We start from the raw sequence: 19,708 nt of genomic DNA on the forward strand, positions 1-19,708 counted from the left end.
CCACCTGCCAGGCTGCTATTCAACAGAGCATGGCTCGGGAAGACATACAGAAAGCTTACTCCTCCGCAAAAAACTTCGATAGCGGATTCACCTCCAGTTTATCTAACACCACCTTGCCATTCTTGTCCAATACATAGTACTGATAAAAAGCGCTCGTGAATCCGAGAGATTCCTGCATTTTTGCCATGTATGTCTCCATGGCTGCATCTGTTACATGATCACCATTCCAGAAATAGTGCAGCATTAGGCGATTTTGATTGAATGGATGCTTGATCACATACGCTCCGGAAGCACTTGGTTGATTCAAGATATCCTTCCAGGCAAAGCCCATTTTGTTGGCCCGCTCGATGATACCGGATTTCAGCGCCTGGATCACCCCGTTCGATTTACCGTTGCCAATCACGATCAAATTGCTTGTCCCCAGTTCCTTCTTCAATTTCTTTTTCAATACCTGGCGATCCCGAATTACGTCATATTTCACTCCGCTGATATCAAAAAGCATCGTGAGCTGGTTCACCATGGCTTCTTTCTGCTTACGTGTTGGACTGCTTACTTGATCACTCAGAACGATCGATAACGGCTCTCCCTGGAGGGCCTTCTCCATAATACGGCTCATCGTTTCGTAGGGCAAACCTGGATTTTGGTTAAAGGCAGATTGATACAGCAATTGAAACTGATCATGCATATATGCGGTTCTCTCTTCTTCTGACAGTTGGTATTCTGGCTTAAGAACAAAACCCGGTTGATAAAGTGCCGTGGCCATTTCGATTCGCGCCTCTTTTCCGAGAACGTCTTCAATTGTTTGGAGAAGTCCCTCGATTGTGGCATTTTTATATACATAACGCTTGAAATATTCCCTCATCAAGTGGTCAAACTTCTCTTCACCAACGGACCGGTACAATTGATAAATCGCTTGGCGGCCTTTATCGTAATAAACCGGACTAGCCAAATCCCCCACCTCATCATTGTTTGACGCAATGGCAAGTTCCACCGGGGAATCGTCAAATTGAATGGATCTAAAGCCATTCAGTTTATCCCCCTGCTTCTCGGCAAAATACACCATGGAAAAATCGGCAAAACCTTCATCGAGGAAGGATTCCGTCTCCGAATCGTTCCCGATCAGAGCATGAAACCACTGATGTGCGATTTCATGAACGAATACCGTGTCCTGTTTCGGATCAGCCTGGCTCTGAACTGGACCCATTTGGATGACCCGTGAATATTCGATAGCCACGCCCTCGACGTACGACTCGACAATTCGGAATTCCGGATAAGGATAAGCACCGTATTTATCACCAAAAAATGCAATGGCTTTAAATGCCTGATCGATATACCGATCAATGACCTGTTTCTTTCCTGGATCGTTATCAAAATAAAAATATTCGATCGTCAAGCCGTCGCGGGTAACGCTGTCCATTTTGAAATTGGGACTGGCAAAGAATACGAATTCCCTTGTATTGTTGGCAACTGTGGAAACGACTTTGCGGCCGGATTCCACGTCATTCCGTGTCGTTATCGTGCCTGGCATCGCCACTTGATAATCGTCGGGAACGTTGAACTCTACTTCATAGTCTGCGGAAGTATAATAATCGGTTTCGAACGTTGGACTGTAAGGGGTTGTGTTCCATTGATGCTTCTCCTCATCATAGACCGACATGACCGGAAACCAGTGAGCGCCATTCACAATATCCTGGTAATACGATAAGCGCTGCGAACCATACGGAATGTTCAGCGTGAAGTCCATATGTACCGTTATCGTTGCTCCCGGTTGTAAAGGCTTCTTCAATTGAATAGTCAAAGCCTGATCTTTGTTGTGGAACTCGAGAGCTTGGCCGTTTGCTTTCACTCCTTGAATATCAATGCCTCCAAGAAAATCTTCCGACTTCTTATCCGGATGGTTCCTGCTAATTTCTTCGTTCGATCGTTTAAACATGGACGTCTGCGTCGATTTCGAACGGTTGACATCGGCATAGGTATGAAATACAAGCTGATTCAACGTATCCTCACTGGTGTTTTGATATGTAACCATGCTGCTTCCCTGCATGGTCATATTCTTCTCGTTCAGTCTCGCCTGGATATGATATTGAATCGGTGCATGCGCTTCAACGCTGGCTGAGATTTGCGAAATGGCAGTAGGGGAAACGGCTTTTGCAGCTGCACTACCCGCGCTGATGAGCGGGCATGCAGTCAATGTCAAAACAAGTGAGCCGATGATAGCCTTTTTTGATAGGTTCGTCGTTCTTTCTTTTATGTGAGTCACGTTATTCTCTCCCTCTGATATCGTCCTTATTTTCCTAACGTTGCAAGCTTCATCTTGGCTATTTCCGGAATTTCGTTTGCCTGTACCTCTTGATAGGAACTGACACCCTTTTCTTTAACATATAAACGCAAGTACGCTTCCTTTCGCAGCTCTTTGTTTGCCCTAAAGGTTAACGTCTTCGCGCCCCCTTCTTTGTCGAACCCCTCCAGGTTGTACTAGTAGTAGATGTACTTCTCCCCGTTATCCGCTTTGTCTTCCACTCGGTTTCCATCTTGGATTTGCACATAATATGATTCTGTTCCGAGGCGATTGATGTTCACATTTTGAATGAATACAACAAATCCAATGAGGATGGCGACAAGAATGCCCCCGAAGATCATCGTTTTTTTCATGACTGTGCTCCTTTATGATTGGTTATTTTATTTTGGTTACGATTTTATAGTAGGACCTAACGGTAACAACGTAATAGATCAAATAAACACAGGTATAGACGGCCATACAGATCACGACCGGAATCACAAGATTCATATGCAGAAGCTTGGACAACGCAGAAAGTGCGACAGCGCAGTGCGCAATGCCCGCAGCGAGCGGCAAAGCAAAGATGAACAGCACTTGCTGGGCAATGCTCTTTTTAACCTCACGCCGATTTACGCCGATTTTGTATAATATCTGATATCTTGCCTTGTCCGAATTAGCCTCTGTCAATTGCTTGAAATAGATGATGCTGCCTGTCGCCGTAAGGAACACCAGTCCCAGGAATCCTCCCATAAAAATCAACAGGCCTGACGATTCCATTCCTCTCGCATAATCATGATAATAGCTGGCGAATGAGGCGCTTTCCGGTAAGATGCCTTCCAGATCCTCCGTCAACTGCTTCGCTTTATCTTGATTCGATATGCCGTAAGCCTCCAGCAAAATCGTGTTGGTCTGTTTCTGCAATTGCGTAAACAGTTCGTCGCTTACGACCACTGTAGAAAAGACCGTACCCATATTTAGCACGCTGAATTTCTTCAATTCCTTAAAGGTAATTTGCTGCTCCTGCTTGTCTGGTTTGAGCGTGACCGTAGAACCCACATACGTCGGTGAAATTCCTTCGTAATAGGCCGGGTCCAAGGCAACGGCCTCTTCTCCGCTTAAAGTGATGGTGCCTTTGCGGCCCTGCACCTTCGCCAGCTCGTTAAAATCTTGCTGGGAGATGATGCTGAATGTTTGAATGTCATGCGAGAATGCCTCGCTAAGACCTCTAACATCAGCATCCACTTCCAAGACAGGGACGGACACGTGATATAACAGCTCGTGATGCGGAGCTGAGTCGATCAACTCGTCGGCGCGCTTAGTCACGCTGCTGTCATGGGAGATCCACATCATGCTGTTCGCGTTGGCTTGCTGGGCGCTGCTTGCATTGCTGTAATAGAAGCTGTACGCCGTCCCAACAGCAGTAAGTGTTGTCGCGCTAAGTACGGCAATGATTGTGAGCGTCCGCGCGTTCCCTTTGATGCGATATAGAAGCTGGGAGACACCAATCATGTTCATCCCGTTCCAGAATCTGTTCTTGTTATTTCTGGACAATTTCAACAACGTAACGGTCAGGGTACTGAACAACAGATACGTTCCGATAATCACGGTCATCAGGATGACGAGTGGCGTTAACATGAATCCCATCGCCGCCCAAGTCTTGGATTGCAGCAGATTTTGCAGAGCAAGCCAATATCCGGTGCCTATGAATACCAGAGACAATATAGCGGTGATCCATGAAGCCTTCGGTTCCCGTTCTCCCTCTTGATCCGCATGAAACAATTCAATCAATTTGAACCGGTAGATCAATCGGTAACCCTGCAGCGATGTGATAAGCGTAATGATCATGAACACGATGGTGGTATTGATGATGGCCGCAGCCGATATCGAGAAATTCGACACCGCATCATATCCCATAACCTTCATTAACAGGGATACAAAGAATCTCGTCAGCACGGAGCCTAGAGCCATCCCGGCTAGTAGAGCTAGCACACCCATCAGAAAGTTTTCATAAAATAGCATCCGGCCGATTTGTTTCTTCCGCACACCGAGTAATGAATACAATCCGACTTCTTTCTTGCGCTTGCGGGTAAAGAAGGAGTTGGAATACCAAATGAATATAGCCACGAAGATGATCAGCACGACGGCGGCACCGCTAAAGGCTGAACTGATTTTTGTCGATCCCTCCGTTGCGGACTGAATGGCAGTATCATATTTTAATGAAACAAAAGTGAAGTAAATGACGATACTAAAAATCATCGAAGCAAAATACAAAAAGTAATTGGTGAAATTTTTACGGATATTTTTTCTGGCTATGCTAAACAGTGTCATCATGCTCACCCCCAAGTGCAGCCAGTACCTCCAGAATCTGTTCAAAAAACACCTTGCGAAGTTGGTCTTCTCTATGAAGCTCCTGATACAGCTGTCCGTCTTTTATAAAAATGACGCGTTTGCAGTAGCTCGCAGCATAAGCATCGTGAGTGACCATCATGATGGTGGAGCGATCGATCTCATTCAGTTTCTTTAAGCTTTGCAGCAGGTTGGTTGCCGACTTGGAATCCAGCGCCCCTGTCGGTTCATCCGCCAATATGAGGCTTGGATTGGCCACAATGGCGCGCGAGGCCGCGGTACGCTGCTTCTGACCACCCGAGACGTGATAAGGATATTTGTTTAAGATATCGCGAATGCCGAACGTATCGGCGATCGCGTTTACCCGTTTCTCAATCTCGTCTGCAGGCACCTTGGACAACGCCAGTGGAAGCAAAATATTTTCTTTGACCGTCAGTGTGTCCAGCAGGTTGTAGTCCTGAAATATAAATCCGAGCTGATTCCGGCGAAAATCCGATAGCTGCTCCTCGTTCATCGACACGATATGCTGCCCGGCAATGGTAATATCGCCTGCCGACGGTGTATCGATCGTCGAGAAAATATTCAGCAGCGTGGATTTTCCTGCCCCGGATGGTCCCATAATGCCGACGAACTCGCCTTCCTGAATCTCAAGATTGATATCATGCAATGCCGTATATTGATTCCCTTGATTACCGAATGTTTTTTCTACATGTTTTGCTTGTAATATGGTTGTCATATGGCGTTCCCCTTCAAGTTGTCGTTAGTTAAGCACAGATGTAATTATAAAAGGCGAACCTTACACGATTTTTATACGAACCTTACATAAAGCTTAACAAACTAGTTGAGTACACGAACACGAGCATGGCTTACTCAGAACAAAACAAAAACCCGCAGCATGGACACGGCCATGGCGGGCTTATAAGGTGTTTAACACCAAGAAAGGGGTTTAACAGATGAGCCCAACCGAAATCGAAGCCATCCGGCAGCAGCTTCCCGGCTGGCTGGAAGCCAGCTCGCCCTGTGTCGGCAGAGGCAAAGTTGCCTCCTACATCCCCGAGCTGCCCAAAGCTCCCCATGCTGCTCTGGGCATCACCCTTCTGAACACCATGGGTGAATCCGTCACAGCCGGGGACTGCGGGCTGCGCTTTACGATGCAGAGCATCTCCAAAGTGTTTACGCTAATATTGGCACTGATGGACAATGGAGAGGATGCCGTCTTCAGCAAGGTTGGCATGGAGCCGACCGGAGACAACTTCAATTCCATGTTGAAGCTGGAGTTAGTAAGGCCCGGCATTCCCTTCAATCCGATGATAAACGCAGGCGCGATTACCATTTCTTCTTTAATTCACGGAGATAGCCCGAGCGAGAAATCCGATCGAATTCTTCAGTTTCTTCAAGAGCTATCAGGTAACGCTGGTTTGGAATATGACTTGGGCGTTTACCGTTCAGAATCGGAAACAGGGAATCTGAATCGTTCCATAGCATTCTTTTTGAAGGAAAACGGGGTTCTCAGCGGAGATGTGGAAGAGGTGTTAGAGGTGTATTTTCGGCACTGCTCAATCGCTGTGAATTGCGCCGATCTAGCCAGAATGGCATTAGTCCTGGCTTGCAACGGTACGGATCCGCTTACCGGCAACGCGCTCATACCTAGAAGGTATGTTCAAATCGCCAGGACGTTCATGACGACGTGCGGCATGTACAACGCATCAGGAGAATTCGCCATTCAGGTAGGATTGCCCGCCAAGAGCGGCGTTTCAGGGGGCATTTTAACTTTTGTGCCGGGACGTTATGGAATCGGTGTGCTGGGCCCAGCACTGAATGACAAAGGCAACAGCTATGCCGGCGTGCATTTGCTACAGACCATATCCCGAGAGATGGACTGGAGTATATTCTAATTACCAAAATCCCCCTGGAGCCGTTACAGCTTCAGGGGGATTGAATCCGCCGTATATGTTCCGATGATAGCGCTTCGTTCGCTAAGCGGGGAATGCTCCTACCCCGTTTGGAATAGGTCCGGTTATCCTATTTTCTGAAGAACAGTCGTCCAATCCGGTCCGCAAATTCCTGCATATTCACACTGGATGGATCAAGACGGTAATATCCGTTCTTCACGGCCTCCAATACCCAGAGCGGTAACTTCTTGCCCTCAAGCAGCGGATATACGTTGTCGTAAGCCCACACGAGATGCTCCCATCGTTTATCGTTTCCATCCTGAATATACTCCGATACATCGAGTACCTTCCCTCTGCCTTCCTGCAGTAGTACATTCTTCAAATGAATATCCCGTGGGTTTAAGCCCTTGCTCCGCACAAAGGAGCGTGCTGCTTCAACATCATCAATGACCTGCCTCGGCACGGGCACACCATAGAGCAAACAGTCGTACAGGGTGAATCCGGATTCATGGCTGATCGCCACATAACGCTCACCTGCTCCATAAAATACAGGGAAATAGGGGCTGCCCACCAACTCTTGATAGACCTTAATCTCCGCTTCCTTCTTAGGCTGCGCCTCCGCAGCATACAATTTAAACGCATAAGCCGGCAAAGGTTCGTATACGAATACTGCAGCATCCGTACCGATTCCGATGCAGCGCAGGTCGTCCGATTCGCCTTCAATCGTAACAGGGTCGTTCTCTCCGTTCTTGAAAACTTCCATGCAAGTTAGTGCGTTCTCTGCCTGCTTCCAATGTTCGTGATTCATGGGCCACCTCATTTGGTGTTACTGGACTTAAATCAGTATGATCGTACCACACTCACGCCATAAGAAAAAAGTCTATCGACGAACTTTCACAGATGACAGACCGCAATTAGATGAAGTTTTTCTTGCGAGATAAGGATGATAAGCCTCGGATGTTTATACTTTCTTATCTCTTAAAAAAATATGTGCATGCTGTGCCTGATCCTGACCACAAAAAAAACCGCGAGAGCTTCTCGCGGTTTCATGCTTGCTGCCTGACTATGATTACTCCGGTTTCACGAAATATCCAATACCAGCGGCATATTCAATCATTTTTTCAAATAACAGCTTGTCCGGTAAAGCGCATTTCACGCCTGTGTGCTTGAGGAATTCCAAGGTTTGCGGACAAGTATACCGGTAGATGGAATTCTTGGCTCCGTCGCCTTCGAATTGCGCCATCGCCAGCTCAAGGCCTTCCTTATCCTTCGGCTGCTGAGGATCCAATAACCATGCCTCATATGCCTTCCAGTCCATCACTGAAATGTCATATCCATAGGCTTTGAAATGCTCCACCATCTCCTCATAAGGAATGGCAACCGGGTTGCAGATATGGAACACCCGCCCGACCGTCTCTTGCTGAAGCAGCAGAGCGGTAATGGCTTCCCCGGCATAGTTAATCGGCGTAATATCCACTTCCCATCTCACACCGGGCGCTTTCTTCAACAGCAGCATCGCTTTCAGCATGCGGTAAAAAGCGTTGTTATCGATGTTTTTCTGGAAAATTCCATTCTCCGAGTTACAGGACAAATTCCCCACGCGATAAACCGATGATGGAATGCCTCTATCTGCACCGGCTTGAATGACCAGCTTCTCTGCCTCCAGCTTGCTGTTCGTATAGACATTCTCAATGGACGATTCTTCATATCCCGTTCCGGCAACGATGGCATCCCATTGACCGCCAAGTGCCAAATCTTCAGGGATCCCAAGCGTAGAAATAAAGTGAAAGCGGATATGCGGTCTTCTCTGAGCCAAAGCCAACAAACGGTCCGTGCTCTCCACATTGACTCTCGCAAAATAGTCGGAATCCCCAAAATGCTTCACTTCAGCACCGCAATGAATGATGGAATCAATACGCGCTTCAATCATTGCACGGTCTTCAGCACCGAGCCCGAGATATTCCTGCTCCAAGTCGCCCTGAATCGCAATCACCCTTTTGTCCATTCGAGACTTGACCTCTTCGCCAAAGTATCCGGTCATGATCTGCTCAAGGCGAGCATAAGGCTCCATCATCTTCGATGGACGAACCAGGCAATAGACGGTAGCGGTCGATTGTTTCAATAGTTCATACAACAGATGTGATCCCAGATATCCCGTGGCGCCTGTCAGCAAAATATGCTGCTGGGTATAGGTGGGTTGTTCCGAACCATGGTTGATAGGGAAAGAGATCGGATACTCAGCCAAATCCTCCATAGGAAGATCACTATTCTCTGGTTGATCGGCTGGGATCGTTACCTGCCCCATTTCCTCTACTCGCTCCGCTAATTTCGCAATCGTGGGATAAACAAAGAAATCATTGATCTTCAACTGTGGATAATGCGGCTTAAGGAGCACCAGAATCTCCAGAATTTTCAGAGAATACCCGCCAATATCGAAGAAATCGTCATGAATGCCGATTTTGGTTTGGCCGAGTGCTTGTTCCCAAGCCGCAGCAACTTCCCGCTGAATATCGTTAACCGGTGCCTCGTAGTGGGAGTCATCCTCTTCCATCTCCATCGACAATTCGTATATTGCCAGCTTCTTACGGTCAATCTTACCGGTCGGGGATAGCGGCATTTCTTCTACGAAACACATGTATTTAGGAACCATGTAACCAGGTACTTTCTGACTTAAAAATTGCACCAAATCCTTAGCGGAAGCTGCCTGTCCATCATGGGTTGTATAGAATGCCGCTAACATTTTGGTTCCGTCCTCGTCCATTCTCGGAATAACCGCGATGTCCTTTACTTGTTCATGCTTCGCCAGATTGTCTTCGATCTCCCCAATCTCGATCCGGAAGCCTCTGATCTTCACCTGCGAATCTTTACGTCCCCGGTATTCCACTTGTCCGTTTGGCAGCAGGCGAACCAAGTCTCCGGAACGATAGTATTGTTTTCCGGATTCCGGTGTTATCGGATCCAATATGAAGGCTTCTTTTGTTTTCTCAGGCTGATTCAGATAGCCTTTGGCAACGCCGACCGAGCAGATCAGAAGCTCTCCGGTTACGCAAGTTGGACATAACTCATTATGTTCATTCACAATATACAATTCATAGTTGGCAAAAGGCGTCCCGATATACACGGTGGCCAGATCGTCCGGAACCGGATAATCCACGACATGCCCTGTTGCTACTACCGTCGTTTCCGTTGGGCCGTATAGATTCACGATTGGAATCTGCAGCTTTTTCTGGAACATCCGAACGGTTTCTCCGGCCAGCGCTTCCCCTCCGACCACGATCGTCTTGATATTCCGGTATTTATGTGTGTCTTCCACAGGCAAATACGCTGCCAATTGATTAAAAAACACCGTAGGCAATATTGCAACACGTGTTGCCTTGGTTTCTGCTACGGCCTCCGTGAAGGCGTCTATGGAAAAACGCTGTTCATCGGTTAGAAGATGCAGTCGTGAACCGCAAGCCAACGATCCGAATATATCGTAAACGGAAGCATCAAAGCTGAATGTGGAATATTGAAGAATGATATCCTGTTCACTCATCTGTAAATTCTCTTGATTGGCCAGTGCCAAATTCACGACGCCTTGATGGGCGATTAAGGCCCCTTTCGGTTTGCCCGTCGAACCGGAGGTATAGATAATATAGGCCAAATCATCACCTTCAACGCGGACGCCACAGGCTTCATCCGAGTACGAAAGGAATTGTTCATCTAGACAGAAGTACTCTGGCTTCGGTTGAAAACCAGCCAGAAGACCATCCAGCTTGGCTGTGAAGTCCTGATGCGTCAAAATGATCGCCGATTCGGTATCCTCGATAATATAGGCATTTCTTTCATCTGGATGTGATGGATCCAGCGGGATATAGGCTCCGCCGGCCTTGAGCACACCGAGCATACTGACAATCGTATCCAGGCCCCTCTTCATAAATATCGAGACGAATTGGCCTTTACGCAGTCCCTTGTCTATAAGCATATGTGAAATTTGGTTTGACAACCGGTCAAGCTGCTCATACGATACTTGCTCATGACCTGTCGATAGCGCGATTCGCTTCGGAAATTTCTCCACAATGGAAGCAAGCATCGACACAATGGTAGGATCCTTCGGGAGCTCCCTTTTCGTGTCATTGAGTTTCAAGTATGCGTTCTTATCCTCTTCTGTCAGCATAGGCAAACGGCTAACCGGAACATCCATATGTTCAAGAGCCGCATTTGCGAGCAGCTCAAAATGCCAGCTGAATTTTTCGATCGTTTCTTCTCGATACAATGGTCGTGCATAGGATACATAGAGTGTCCATTCGTCCTTCTTCTCCTCCTGAACCATCCAGTTCAGCCCACTGGAGCTATAAGCATAACCATTCCCATTATTGCCATAGACCGTTTGGAGAGTGAGCGGTTGACCGGTGAATCCTTCTATATCCTCAAGTGAAAAGCTGCTTACTTCAATATGCTCCATTTTGGCGGAAATTTGCTCATAGATCTGTGCGAATGAATCGTTGCCGCTTAAGTTAACTCTCAACGGAAGGAGATTGCCCTTCTCATTGTTCACGCCGATCAGCAAATCGGTATCGTGAGTCATTCGGTATAGAAACACCACATAGCTTGTGAGTATCCACACCTTCATGTCATATGAATCGCGGAGCCGCTTGATTTTACCGGTTTCGATATGAAGCTTGATCGCCGTGCGATCAAGCTCTTGCTGCTGAAGATGCGCTGGACCATCGGTGTACAGATAGAATCCCGGTAAAGGTAGCTGCAGTTCATTCAACCAATATTCTTTGCCTTGTTCGATCATCAATGTTGTATTCAAAGGTTTCAGCTCCATCTTTTGTTCTCTACTGTTTTTGTTCTCGCGGCACTACACACGCAATTTGTTTACAAGGGCCTCCAGCTCAGCGGAAACCTGGTTGATCTGTTCTGCAGATTCGAAAATTTTGGCGAAGGAAGCCTGCTGTTCCTGGGCACTGATCCGGATTTCACCCGATACGGACGAGTTTCTCTCTGCGAGCTCTGCCAATTGTTTAATCGCTGCGGTAATCTGTTCGGTCTCGGCAACCATTTGCTGGGTAGCTGCAGACACCTCTTGAATTTGACTCGTCACCGTATCGGTTGCCACCAGCATGCCTTTAAACAGCTCACCCGTTTCTTTGACAACCTCAATTCCCTTAGCGACATTGTGTTCTCCTTCGCTGATGGCTTCTACCGCAGATGCCGTTTCATCCTGAATGTATCGAACCAATTCAATGATTTGGTCCGCCGATTTTCTGGATTCCTCCGAAAGTTTCTTCACTTCGCTGGCGACGACAGCAAACCCGCGGCCCTCTTCGCCGGCTCTTGCCGCCTCGATTCCGGCATTGAGTGATAACAGATTCGTCTGAGAGGCAATTTCGGTAATTACCTGCACGATCTGACCAATCTCATGTGAACGGTTCTGCAGCTTCTCGATGATATTCACCGAGTTTTTGACCGAATAATCAATCGAATTCATCTGCTCGATAACCTGCTCCACATTGTGGTTACCACGTTCCGATTGCTCCTTCATCTGTACGGATATCTCGGAAAGATCCGATGTATTGCCGGCAATCGTTGATACGCCGGATGAGATTTCCTCAAGCGAAACCACACTTTCGGTAATGGAAGTGCTCTGCAGAGCAACGCGTTCCGACATTTCCTCCATATTTCTAGTAATAGCTGAAGAGTTGTTATTATTGACTTCCACAGCCGAGAAGAGGAATTTAGACTGCTCTGCAGACTGCTCCGATACCGTTTTGATCGTTGTGACAAGTTCATTAATATGATTGACGGTTGTATTGAACTTGGCATTGACCTGGCCCAGCTCATCTTCGCCAGCTTTTAATTGGACGGTAAAGTCACCTTTGCTCAGCTTGTCCAGCGCCCCCATTAATGCTTGAATCGGTGCGAATGTCCGTCTAATCGTGAAGTATTGCAATGCTAATACGATCAGCAAGGTAATCAGCAGCGCAAAAACCGTATTGGTGATCAATTCCTGTTTCCCGGAAGCGATTAAGCTTGCATCCACGTCGATCCCCATGTAAGCAAAAATTTCCCCGCTGGCATCCTGGAAAGGATGCAGCACGGTGATCCAGGTACCATAATTATCTGTATAACCTTTGGTGGAGACGGTTTTTTTCGTTTTCAACATCTCTCTCACGGCATCGGCATGGATCTTCGGCTGTTCGTATAAGTCCCCGAGATTCAAGTCTTCTTCGGCAAACATATCGAGCACTGCCGTTGGCATGGCAATAATCGAGGTCTTGTTTCCACCCTCGAGCTCCGGTCCAAAAATATAGCCTTGAGCAATGTTTGGATGACTTAGGGATAGTTCATCAAACGTTTTGGTAAGTTTTTTTTGGATATCCGCATTACGGTCGGTGGCGCCTTTCACCGCTTGAGCATCTTCCACCGAAACCGACTTAACCAAGGTATCCATAATTTTTGCCGAATCGGATTGCAGCTGCTTCGTCAGTACGCTGTCCTGGATATAATAACTAGATCCAATAACGACGGCACCCGTAATAATGATATACAGGCTCGTCCATAACATATTTTTTGTAACAATGCTCAGATTTTTAAAACGCATTCCTCTTGATAACGGTTTTGGCTCACTCACTTGGTGTCTCTCCTTTGATATCTCTTATGTATCTTCCAATTAAAATAGGGATTTCTTTAGCGAACCTGTCGCATCACCTACTTTCCTGGAAACATTAAATATTTCCGGAATTTTTCATGAATACATTACATTTTTCAAAAATGTTCATCTTGAATGAACCGCCTTCCCCCTCCATCATTCTTCTGACATAGATCCATTCCACATAAAGTTCTTGTTATGTGAAATTCCAGTTCAATAGATCCATATTCACGTTATGATTCCGTAACGCTACATCTTTTGTACTATTAATAAATCGGCATTTCACCTTAGATTTTTAATACTTTAGTAATATTTGAATGCAAAATAGTCCTGATTTTCGACAATTATTTGAATTTTTCATGACTGCTATTGCCTTAAACTTCCTCTTCACAGCTTGTTTTGAAATGCAAAAGGCGACATTCCGTAAGTCTTGTGACTTTGGAATATCGCCTTTTGGTTCATTTCTTTTTCGCTGACACCTAGCTAAAGAGCTCCATCAAGTTTTTTAATTTCTTTTCTAACGCGCCAAACTGTACAAAACGATCCTCTCTCAGATGCTCTTTTCCCTCTACAAATAAGAGGAGTACCGGTGCGGTAAATATCAAATATCTCGAGGCGATTTCCCCGACGGCTTCGCCTTGGATATGTCCCAATGAGATGTGAGGGAACTGCTCCAACAATTCTCTAAGTTTGGGTAAGATCGCGTGGCATACGCTACAATCTTGTCTGGATACATACACAAAACTGAAGGTATGATCTTGAATAAACCGCTCGATCGCCTCTATCGATCTTAGTTCTTCCAATTCTTTCATCTTTTACACCATACTTTCAGGCGCGACAAAGGATTATGTTCAGTCCAGAACCGCGGTGATATGCGCAGACGTAACCGCCCAGTGTGAGGCCGTCCAATATTTCGCTTGGTCCTTCACATAGATAATTTGCGGCGATTCATGCTTTACGTTCAAATCCTCGGCAATCTTATTGGAAACCGGCCGGGATTCAATGACTTTAACCAGCGTGTAATCCACATCGCCGTTTGGCGTATTTTTCAAGTAAGATTCAAACTCCGAAAGAGCATTGGAGCTAACCGGGCATGTCGTGCTATGCTTCAAAATGACTTGGCCGCGTTCGGAAGATTTTTTCAGAATCGCATCCCATTCTTCTATTGTCGTAATTTCATTCCATTGCATTTGATATTCTCCCTTTGGATGTGATGTAATGCATTGCATTATTTCTATTATACAACCAATCGCTATGATACACATAGGCTGCAGCGCTCTTTCATGCGTAGAAAGTCTTAGGGTGATTATCCTTCTTCCATCGATATCCGAATCACGGCCGGAGTGTTGATTGCCGTCATACCAGGAAATCGTATCTCCCGTTACGTACTACGAGCACAAAAAGAACCGCGACGGACGCGGTTCCCCTATGAATATGTATGGATTCCAAGTTACGATTTATTGGCTCTCACAATCAGAAAATGAGGGTTCGTCATTAGGCGATCAAACCATTTGGCCATCCATTCCTTAGCTTCCGGGTTGTCTTTATCCGCTAAACTGGGCTGCGGCTCGATGAGCTGATCGATTCGAAACCGTGAGGAGGTTAAGTTGATGATTTCTTGAATCGGTCTTCTATAAAAGGAAACCTCAACGGGTCCGGACTCCGGTTTGTTCCAAACCTCCGTCAATAACTCACGAGCAAAGTAATCTTGGCGATCAAAATGTTTAACATCCATAAAGGGATGATGAACGGAGTAAATCAGACTGCCTCCAGGTTTGAGCACGCGCTGAAATTCGCGAAAGGTCGGCGCCCAATCCTCGATGTAATGAAGCGTCAATGAACTTACGATAAGATCAAAAGCCTCATCTTCAAAGGGCAGCTCCTCGGTTATATCGCATGCGAATACCGTCGCTTCATTGCCGACTCGTCTCTTACAGGCTTCTACCATCGCCGGACTCAGATCAACCGCTGTGACCCGGGCCCCTCGTTTAAGGAATTGCTCCGTATACCACCCCGCGGCACAACCAGCATCGAGGACGGTCATTTGCTCCATATTCGCCGGTAACAAATGGATCATGGCCGGCCTTTCGTAATACGCATTATGTCCGCTCTGCGAATCCACATGCCGCTCGTAGTCTCCGGCGAGCTTATCATATGCTTCAATGACCTTCTCCTTCATGGTTCATCCCCCCTCCAAGGACATAATGATCCCTATATTCAGCTTGAGTATAGCGAACAATACGTGTGCTCAAAATTTCTGGCCAGCAAGTCCTCTTTTCGAATGTAAAATTGCAGTTCACCCGCATCCCACCAGCAAAATCCTACATCGTCGTCCGAATCGATGGCCAGCAGCAGCAGTGTATCCCGAATTTCCTGCTGGGCTCGCTCCGCATTGCCGCCACAATGCTCGGTAATCTGCTGCATAGCCGCCTCCATGGAGTAATTGTACTCGAATCCGGTTAACAGCATCAAAGCAGCCTCATGCTCGCAATCTCCATGCTGGGTTGAAGGATAGCCAAAGATTGTCGCGATGTCGTCAGACTCGATCCCCGTCAATTGATGACACAGCTCCTCGTAAGATTCAAAATCGTGCTCCTCATCCTCGACGATTTCATCATCTACATAAGCGTAATTAGGAGGCTCAAGCGTAGCTCTGGCTTCAATACGGTAGCCGGTGAACTCTTCTTCTAACGAGGTTCCCTCAGGAGCCCGGCGTCGAACCGCAGCCACCGTCTGATCCTCTGCCAGATACAGAACCCGATGTTCGATATTATAGGCAGGCTCATCAACGCCAATGAAGAAATACAGCATTCCGCCCAGTGGAAGCGAAGCGGTGGCATCATGAGCTGCCACATCCCTCAACTGCAGCTGTGCCAAATACGTCATCGGTGTACCATCCGAAGTCAGTGGCCATTCAATTTCTTCGGGAAGATCCGGATCTCCGCCAATCCGTGAATGGCACGGCTTGGCATAGTCCTCCACTCCCTTTTTGGATAACCGTATGCCTTGGCGCGTATGTTCGATTAAATAGTCAGCTGCATGTTCAAATTGGTGTTCCTTGATGATGCTTTGCATCTTGATCAAGTTACGTTCGTTTAACTGCATGTCTTGTCCCTCTTCTAATCAAAGTTTAGATAATAATCATAACAAAAAAACGAGGATTTGCACGATTCCCCTATCTAATCTTATCTGTATCATAAACCTGATCGGTGCTGGATTGAACCAACGAGTAGACGCCCCCAGTCAGTACGATCAATGCAACGACAATAAAAAAGACTCGCCATGACCTGTCACTCATCACGATACCGTCGCGAGAACCTTAGGAATTCGGGCTTTCTCATAAGCGTTTTTTTCATATCCCCCTCCATTGCACTGACATAAGTCCCTCCGTTATAAGCATAGCTCCTATCATTATATAAACGACATAAACCATGCTTTGGTTGCCGGCTAATTTATCATCTTTTGTATTGGATTCCATCCGGCGGTTGGAATCGATCATTTGAATCGGCATTCGAACAGCATATTAGGCGTTGCCAAGAGGACCTTGCGTCTCATATATCGTATAGACCTATACCCCGTCTATCGGCATGTTCCAATACTTAGGACTTCTACCAAGCAGATGATGCTGGCATCAACTCCACCGTTGATGAACCGACGTGCCATGCCAATTTGAAGCCGACAAAAAGCAGGACTGCAATAAATAGAATATAGAAGGCTTTGGTAAATTTCTTTCTTTCCTTGTGATAGATCATGGTTCCTCCTTCTTGGTGATCGTGCTAGATACGATTCCTTAAGAAGAATATAATCGCCGGATGTGACAACGATTTTACCAAGATGTCAACAACTTGTGTCCAACGTTACTCTATGTAAATGACAGGAGGTTCCATAGACATATAGACGTCACTCGGATCCTGTTCTAGAAGCAAATCTTTCAAATAGCTGCATTCTATCCTATACGCTTTATGATAGATATCGATCGGCTTGATTAGTAAAAAAAAGAAGCAAGCTGCCGATGCAGCTTGCTTCTATCTTAACTTAACGATTCATTACTCAGCCCACCCTGGCAACAAGCCAGATTTACGGTTACACGTTCAGCGAATAGGACGAGCGTGCGATCTCCGTGGCTTGAACCATGTTGCGAAGGGATGCGACCGTTTCTTCTTTACCGCGTGTTTTGAGCCCACAGTCCGGATTGATCCAGAACAGCTTCGGATCCAGGACCCGCAGTGCACGCTCGATCATGCTTGTCATCTCTTCCACTCGAGGTACCCGCGGACTGTGGATATCATACACGCCTAGTCCGATCCCTAATCTGTACGTATTGACCTCGAAGCTATGAATCAGCTCGCCATGACTGCGCGAAGTTTCAATCGAGATGACATCGGCATCCATCGCCTCAATCGAATCGATCATGTCATGGAACTCGCAATAACACATATGCGTATGAATTTGCGTAGTCGGCTGAACCGTGCATGTGGTCATGCGGAAGGCTTTAACAGCCCAAGCGAGATACTCCGCTTGATCTTCCTCCTTGAGCGGCAACCCTTCGCGCACCGCTGGCTCATCCACCTGAATCATCCCGATGCCCGCCTGCTCCAGCGCCTCTACTTCCTGTCTTAGGGCATAAGCCAGTTGATAGGCGATCTGTTCTCGCGTGATATCTTCGCGGACGAACGACCAGTTCATAATCGTAATCGGGCCGGTTAGCATCCCTTTCACGGGCCGGTCCGTCTTCGATTGTGCATATTTCGTTTCCTCCACCGTCATCGGTTTCTCGAATGCCACATCCCCGAAGATCACAGGCGGTTTTACGCAGCGTGAGCCGTAAGACTGAACCCATCCAAACTGAGTGAAGGCAAAACCTCCAAGCTTCTCTCCGAAAAATTCAACCATATCCGTTCTTTCGAACTCTCCATGCACAAGCACATCAAGGCCAATCTCTTCCTGCAGCTTGATCCAAACATCGATTTGCTCTTGAATGAAGCGCTCATACTGCTCATGGCTCCACTCTCCCTTACGCCACGCCTGACGTGCCTTGCGCACCTCGGCTGACTGCGGGAAGCTGCCGATTGTCGTAGTCGGAAAAATCGGCAGCTGCCATTTGTTCTGTTGAGCGATATGACGCTCCGCAAACGGCTGACTGCGAACCGGATTCTGTGAACTAATCTCAGCAACTGCCTGCTGAATGTCATGGCGATTCCGCTCTCCGGATTGTTTCAGCGCCTCAAGCGCAGCATCGCATGCTTCCAGTTCCTTGGAGATTCGGGCTGTGCCAGTGGAGATTGCTTTTGACAAAAGAACCAGTTCATTCAGCTTCTCGTCTGCAAAGGCGAGCGCCCCTTTCAATTCTGACTGCAATTTCGTTTCGCTGTTCACCGTCACCGGAACATGCAGCAAGCTGCACGAAGATTGAACGATCAAGCGTTCAGGGGCTACGTATTTCGTCAACTCTTCCAATTGTGACAGCTTCTCGCGAAGAGACGCCTTCCAAATGCCCCGTCCGTCGATTATGCCCGCGCCCAACACCTTATTCGCAGGAAACCCTGACTGTTTAATGGCTTGCACATTGCCTTCGTATCCGTGCACCAGGTCAAGACCGATGCCGCTAACCGGAAGCTGGATAATTTCCTGATAGTTTTCAACGGATTCAAAATAGGTTTGCAGCATGATGTTCAATCCTGGTGCCGAAGCCGCAAACGTTTCATAGACGTTGGTTAGCCGCTTAAGATCATCAACGCTTAATTTTGTGACGAGAATCGGCTCATCGATCTGTACCCATTGAACACCTTCTTGGGCAAGCTCCTGAAGAATTTGTACGTAGAGCGGTAACAATTTTTCCAGCCAGGCATCCGTCTCCGACGACTGATACCCTTTGGACAATTTCAGGAAGGTTAGCGGACCTACAATAACCGGCTTGCCTTCTATTCCGAGTTTCTCCTTGGCCTCCCGATAAGCTGCCAACGGTCTGTTCTCCGTCAGTACCGGAGCAGCCCCATCCAATTCAGGCACGATATAGTGATAATTCGTATTAAACCACTTGGTCATTTCACTTGCCGTAGCATCCTTCGTTCCGCGTGCAATACCATAATATACAGACAATGGCACAACGCCGCCCTCATAAGAGAAGCGTTTCGGTACGATGCCAAACATCGTCGCCGTATCCAGAACATGATCATAATAACTAAAATCATTAACCGCAATAAGATCGATCCCGCTCTCCTGCTGCTTCCGTAAATGATTCAACCGAATCTCCTGCAGCTGCCTGTGAAACTCCGATTCTTCCAGCTTGCCTGCCCAGAATGCTTCCAAGGCTTTCTTCCATTCCCGATCAGCGCCAATACGCGGATATCCCAGTACACTGCTTTTTGCCATCTATGTAACACTCCTATACAAATTGTTACAAGAAAGATATCATGTATTGATCGGTATAGTGTAACTCATATAAGCTATATCTAGTTATAGCCTATGGCTATAGCAAGATTGGTATGCGTGTAATGCTTGTATCGCTTCGACGCAAAAAAACAGCAAAATGCGGTTTTCATCAAGGTGTCTCTA

15 protein-coding genes are annotated in these 19,708 nt (G+C 47.0%); 1 reads left to right on the top strand and 14 read right to left on the bottom strand.

The window, feature by feature from the left end:
* Positions 1-55: 55 nt before the first annotated feature.
* From ACQKPA_RS07615 to ACQKPA_RS07635, 5 genes are read right to left on the bottom strand one after another with little or no spacing between them, the layout of a single operon-like run.
* A complete protein-coding gene (locus ACQKPA_RS07615) occupies positions 56-2,260 on the bottom strand; it encodes a M1 family metallopeptidase (protein ID WP_427490929.1) in 2,205 nt (734 codons plus the stop codon).
* Positions 2,261-2,286: 26 nt separating this feature from the next.
* Positions 2,287-2,469, bottom strand: coding sequence for a YxeA family protein (locus tag ACQKPA_RS07620; protein ID WP_427491694.1), 183 nt, complete (start codon positions 2,467-2,469; stop codon positions 2,287-2,289).
* Positions 2,470-2,475: 6 nt separating this feature from the next.
* On the bottom strand, positions 2,476-2,652 hold the full coding sequence (locus tag ACQKPA_RS07625) for a hypothetical protein (RefSeq protein ID WP_427490931.1): 177 nt from the start codon (positions 2,650-2,652) through the stop codon (positions 2,476-2,478).
* 22 nt (positions 2,653-2,674) lie between these two features.
* Positions 2,675-4,606, bottom strand: coding sequence for an FtsX-like permease family protein (locus ACQKPA_RS07630; RefSeq protein ID WP_427491696.1), 1,932 nt, complete (start codon positions 4,604-4,606; stop codon positions 2,675-2,677).
* Positions 4,593-5,360 (bottom strand): ABC transporter ATP-binding protein, encoded by a 768-nt coding sequence (locus tag ACQKPA_RS07635; protein ID WP_427490933.1) that lies wholly within the window; start codon positions 5,358-5,360, stop codon positions 4,593-4,595. The genes ACQKPA_RS07630 and ACQKPA_RS07635 overlap by 14 nt, the downstream gene beginning before the upstream one ends.
* Positions 5,361-5,577: 217 nt before the next feature.
* Here ACQKPA_RS07635 and glsA point away from each other — a divergent pair, with 217 nt between their 5' ends.
* Positions 5,578-6,519 (top strand): glutaminase A, encoded by a 942-nt coding sequence (gene glsA / locus ACQKPA_RS07640; protein WP_427490935.1) that lies wholly within the window; start codon positions 5,578-5,580, stop codon positions 6,517-6,519.
* Positions 6,520-6,646: 127 nt separating this feature from the next.
* Here the strand turns inward: glsA and ACQKPA_RS07645 are convergent, their stop codons facing one another.
* The 9 genes from ACQKPA_RS07645 to metE all read right to left on the bottom strand — a co-directional run bounded on the left by ACQKPA_RS07645 (position 6,647) and on the right by metE (position 19,525).
* Positions 6,647-7,324, bottom strand: coding sequence for a serine/threonine protein kinase (locus tag ACQKPA_RS07645; protein ID WP_427490937.1), 678 nt, complete (start codon positions 7,322-7,324; stop codon positions 6,647-6,649).
* Positions 7,325-7,585: 261 nt separating this feature from the next.
* Positions 7,586-11,314 carry an amino acid adenylation domain-containing protein gene (locus ACQKPA_RS07650; RefSeq protein WP_427490939.1) on the bottom strand — a complete coding sequence of 1,243 codons (3,729 nt, stop codon included), beginning with the start codon at positions 11,312-11,314 and terminating at the stop codon, positions 7,586-7,588.
* Between the two features lie 48 nt (positions 11,315-11,362).
* Positions 11,363-13,135: a methyl-accepting chemotaxis protein gene (locus tag ACQKPA_RS07655; protein WP_427490941.1), complete on the bottom strand. Its 1,773-nt coding sequence runs from the start codon at positions 13,133-13,135 to the stop codon at positions 11,363-11,365.
* A gap of 497 nt (positions 13,136-13,632) precedes the next feature.
* Positions 13,633-13,965, bottom strand: coding sequence for a thioredoxin family protein (locus ACQKPA_RS07660; protein WP_427490943.1), 333 nt, complete (start codon positions 13,963-13,965; stop codon positions 13,633-13,635).
* Between the two features lie 39 nt (positions 13,966-14,004).
* The gene (gene ytxJ, locus ACQKPA_RS07665) at positions 14,005-14,343 is read right to left on the bottom strand and encodes a bacillithiol system redox-active protein YtxJ (protein WP_427490945.1); all 339 of its coding nucleotides are present in this window, start codon (positions 14,341-14,343) and stop codon (positions 14,005-14,007) included.
* 260 nt (positions 14,344-14,603) lie between these two features.
* On the bottom strand, positions 14,604-15,332 hold the full coding sequence (locus ACQKPA_RS07670; RefSeq protein ID WP_427490947.1) for a class I SAM-dependent methyltransferase: 729 nt from the start codon (positions 15,330-15,332) through the stop codon (positions 14,604-14,606).
* A gap of 38 nt (positions 15,333-15,370) precedes the next feature.
* A complete protein-coding gene (locus ACQKPA_RS07675; RefSeq protein WP_427490949.1) occupies positions 15,371-16,258 on the bottom strand; it encodes a YwqG family protein in 888 nt (295 codons plus the stop codon).
* A 503-nt stretch (positions 16,259-16,761) separates the two neighbouring features.
* A complete protein-coding gene (locus ACQKPA_RS07680; protein ID WP_427490951.1) occupies positions 16,762-16,905 on the bottom strand; it encodes a hypothetical protein in 144 nt (47 codons plus the stop codon).
* A 331-nt stretch (positions 16,906-17,236) separates the two neighbouring features.
* Positions 17,237-19,525, bottom strand: coding sequence for a 5-methyltetrahydropteroyltriglutamate--homocysteine S-methyltransferase (metE, locus tag ACQKPA_RS07685; protein WP_427490953.1), 2,289 nt, complete (start codon positions 19,523-19,525; stop codon positions 17,237-17,239).
* Positions 19,526-19,708: the final 183 nt, after the last annotated feature.

Source organism: Paenibacillus sp. NPDC093718, assembly GCF_050279985.1.
Taxonomy (GTDB): Bacteria; Bacillota; Bacilli; order Paenibacillales; family Paenibacillaceae; genus Paenibacillus_AQ.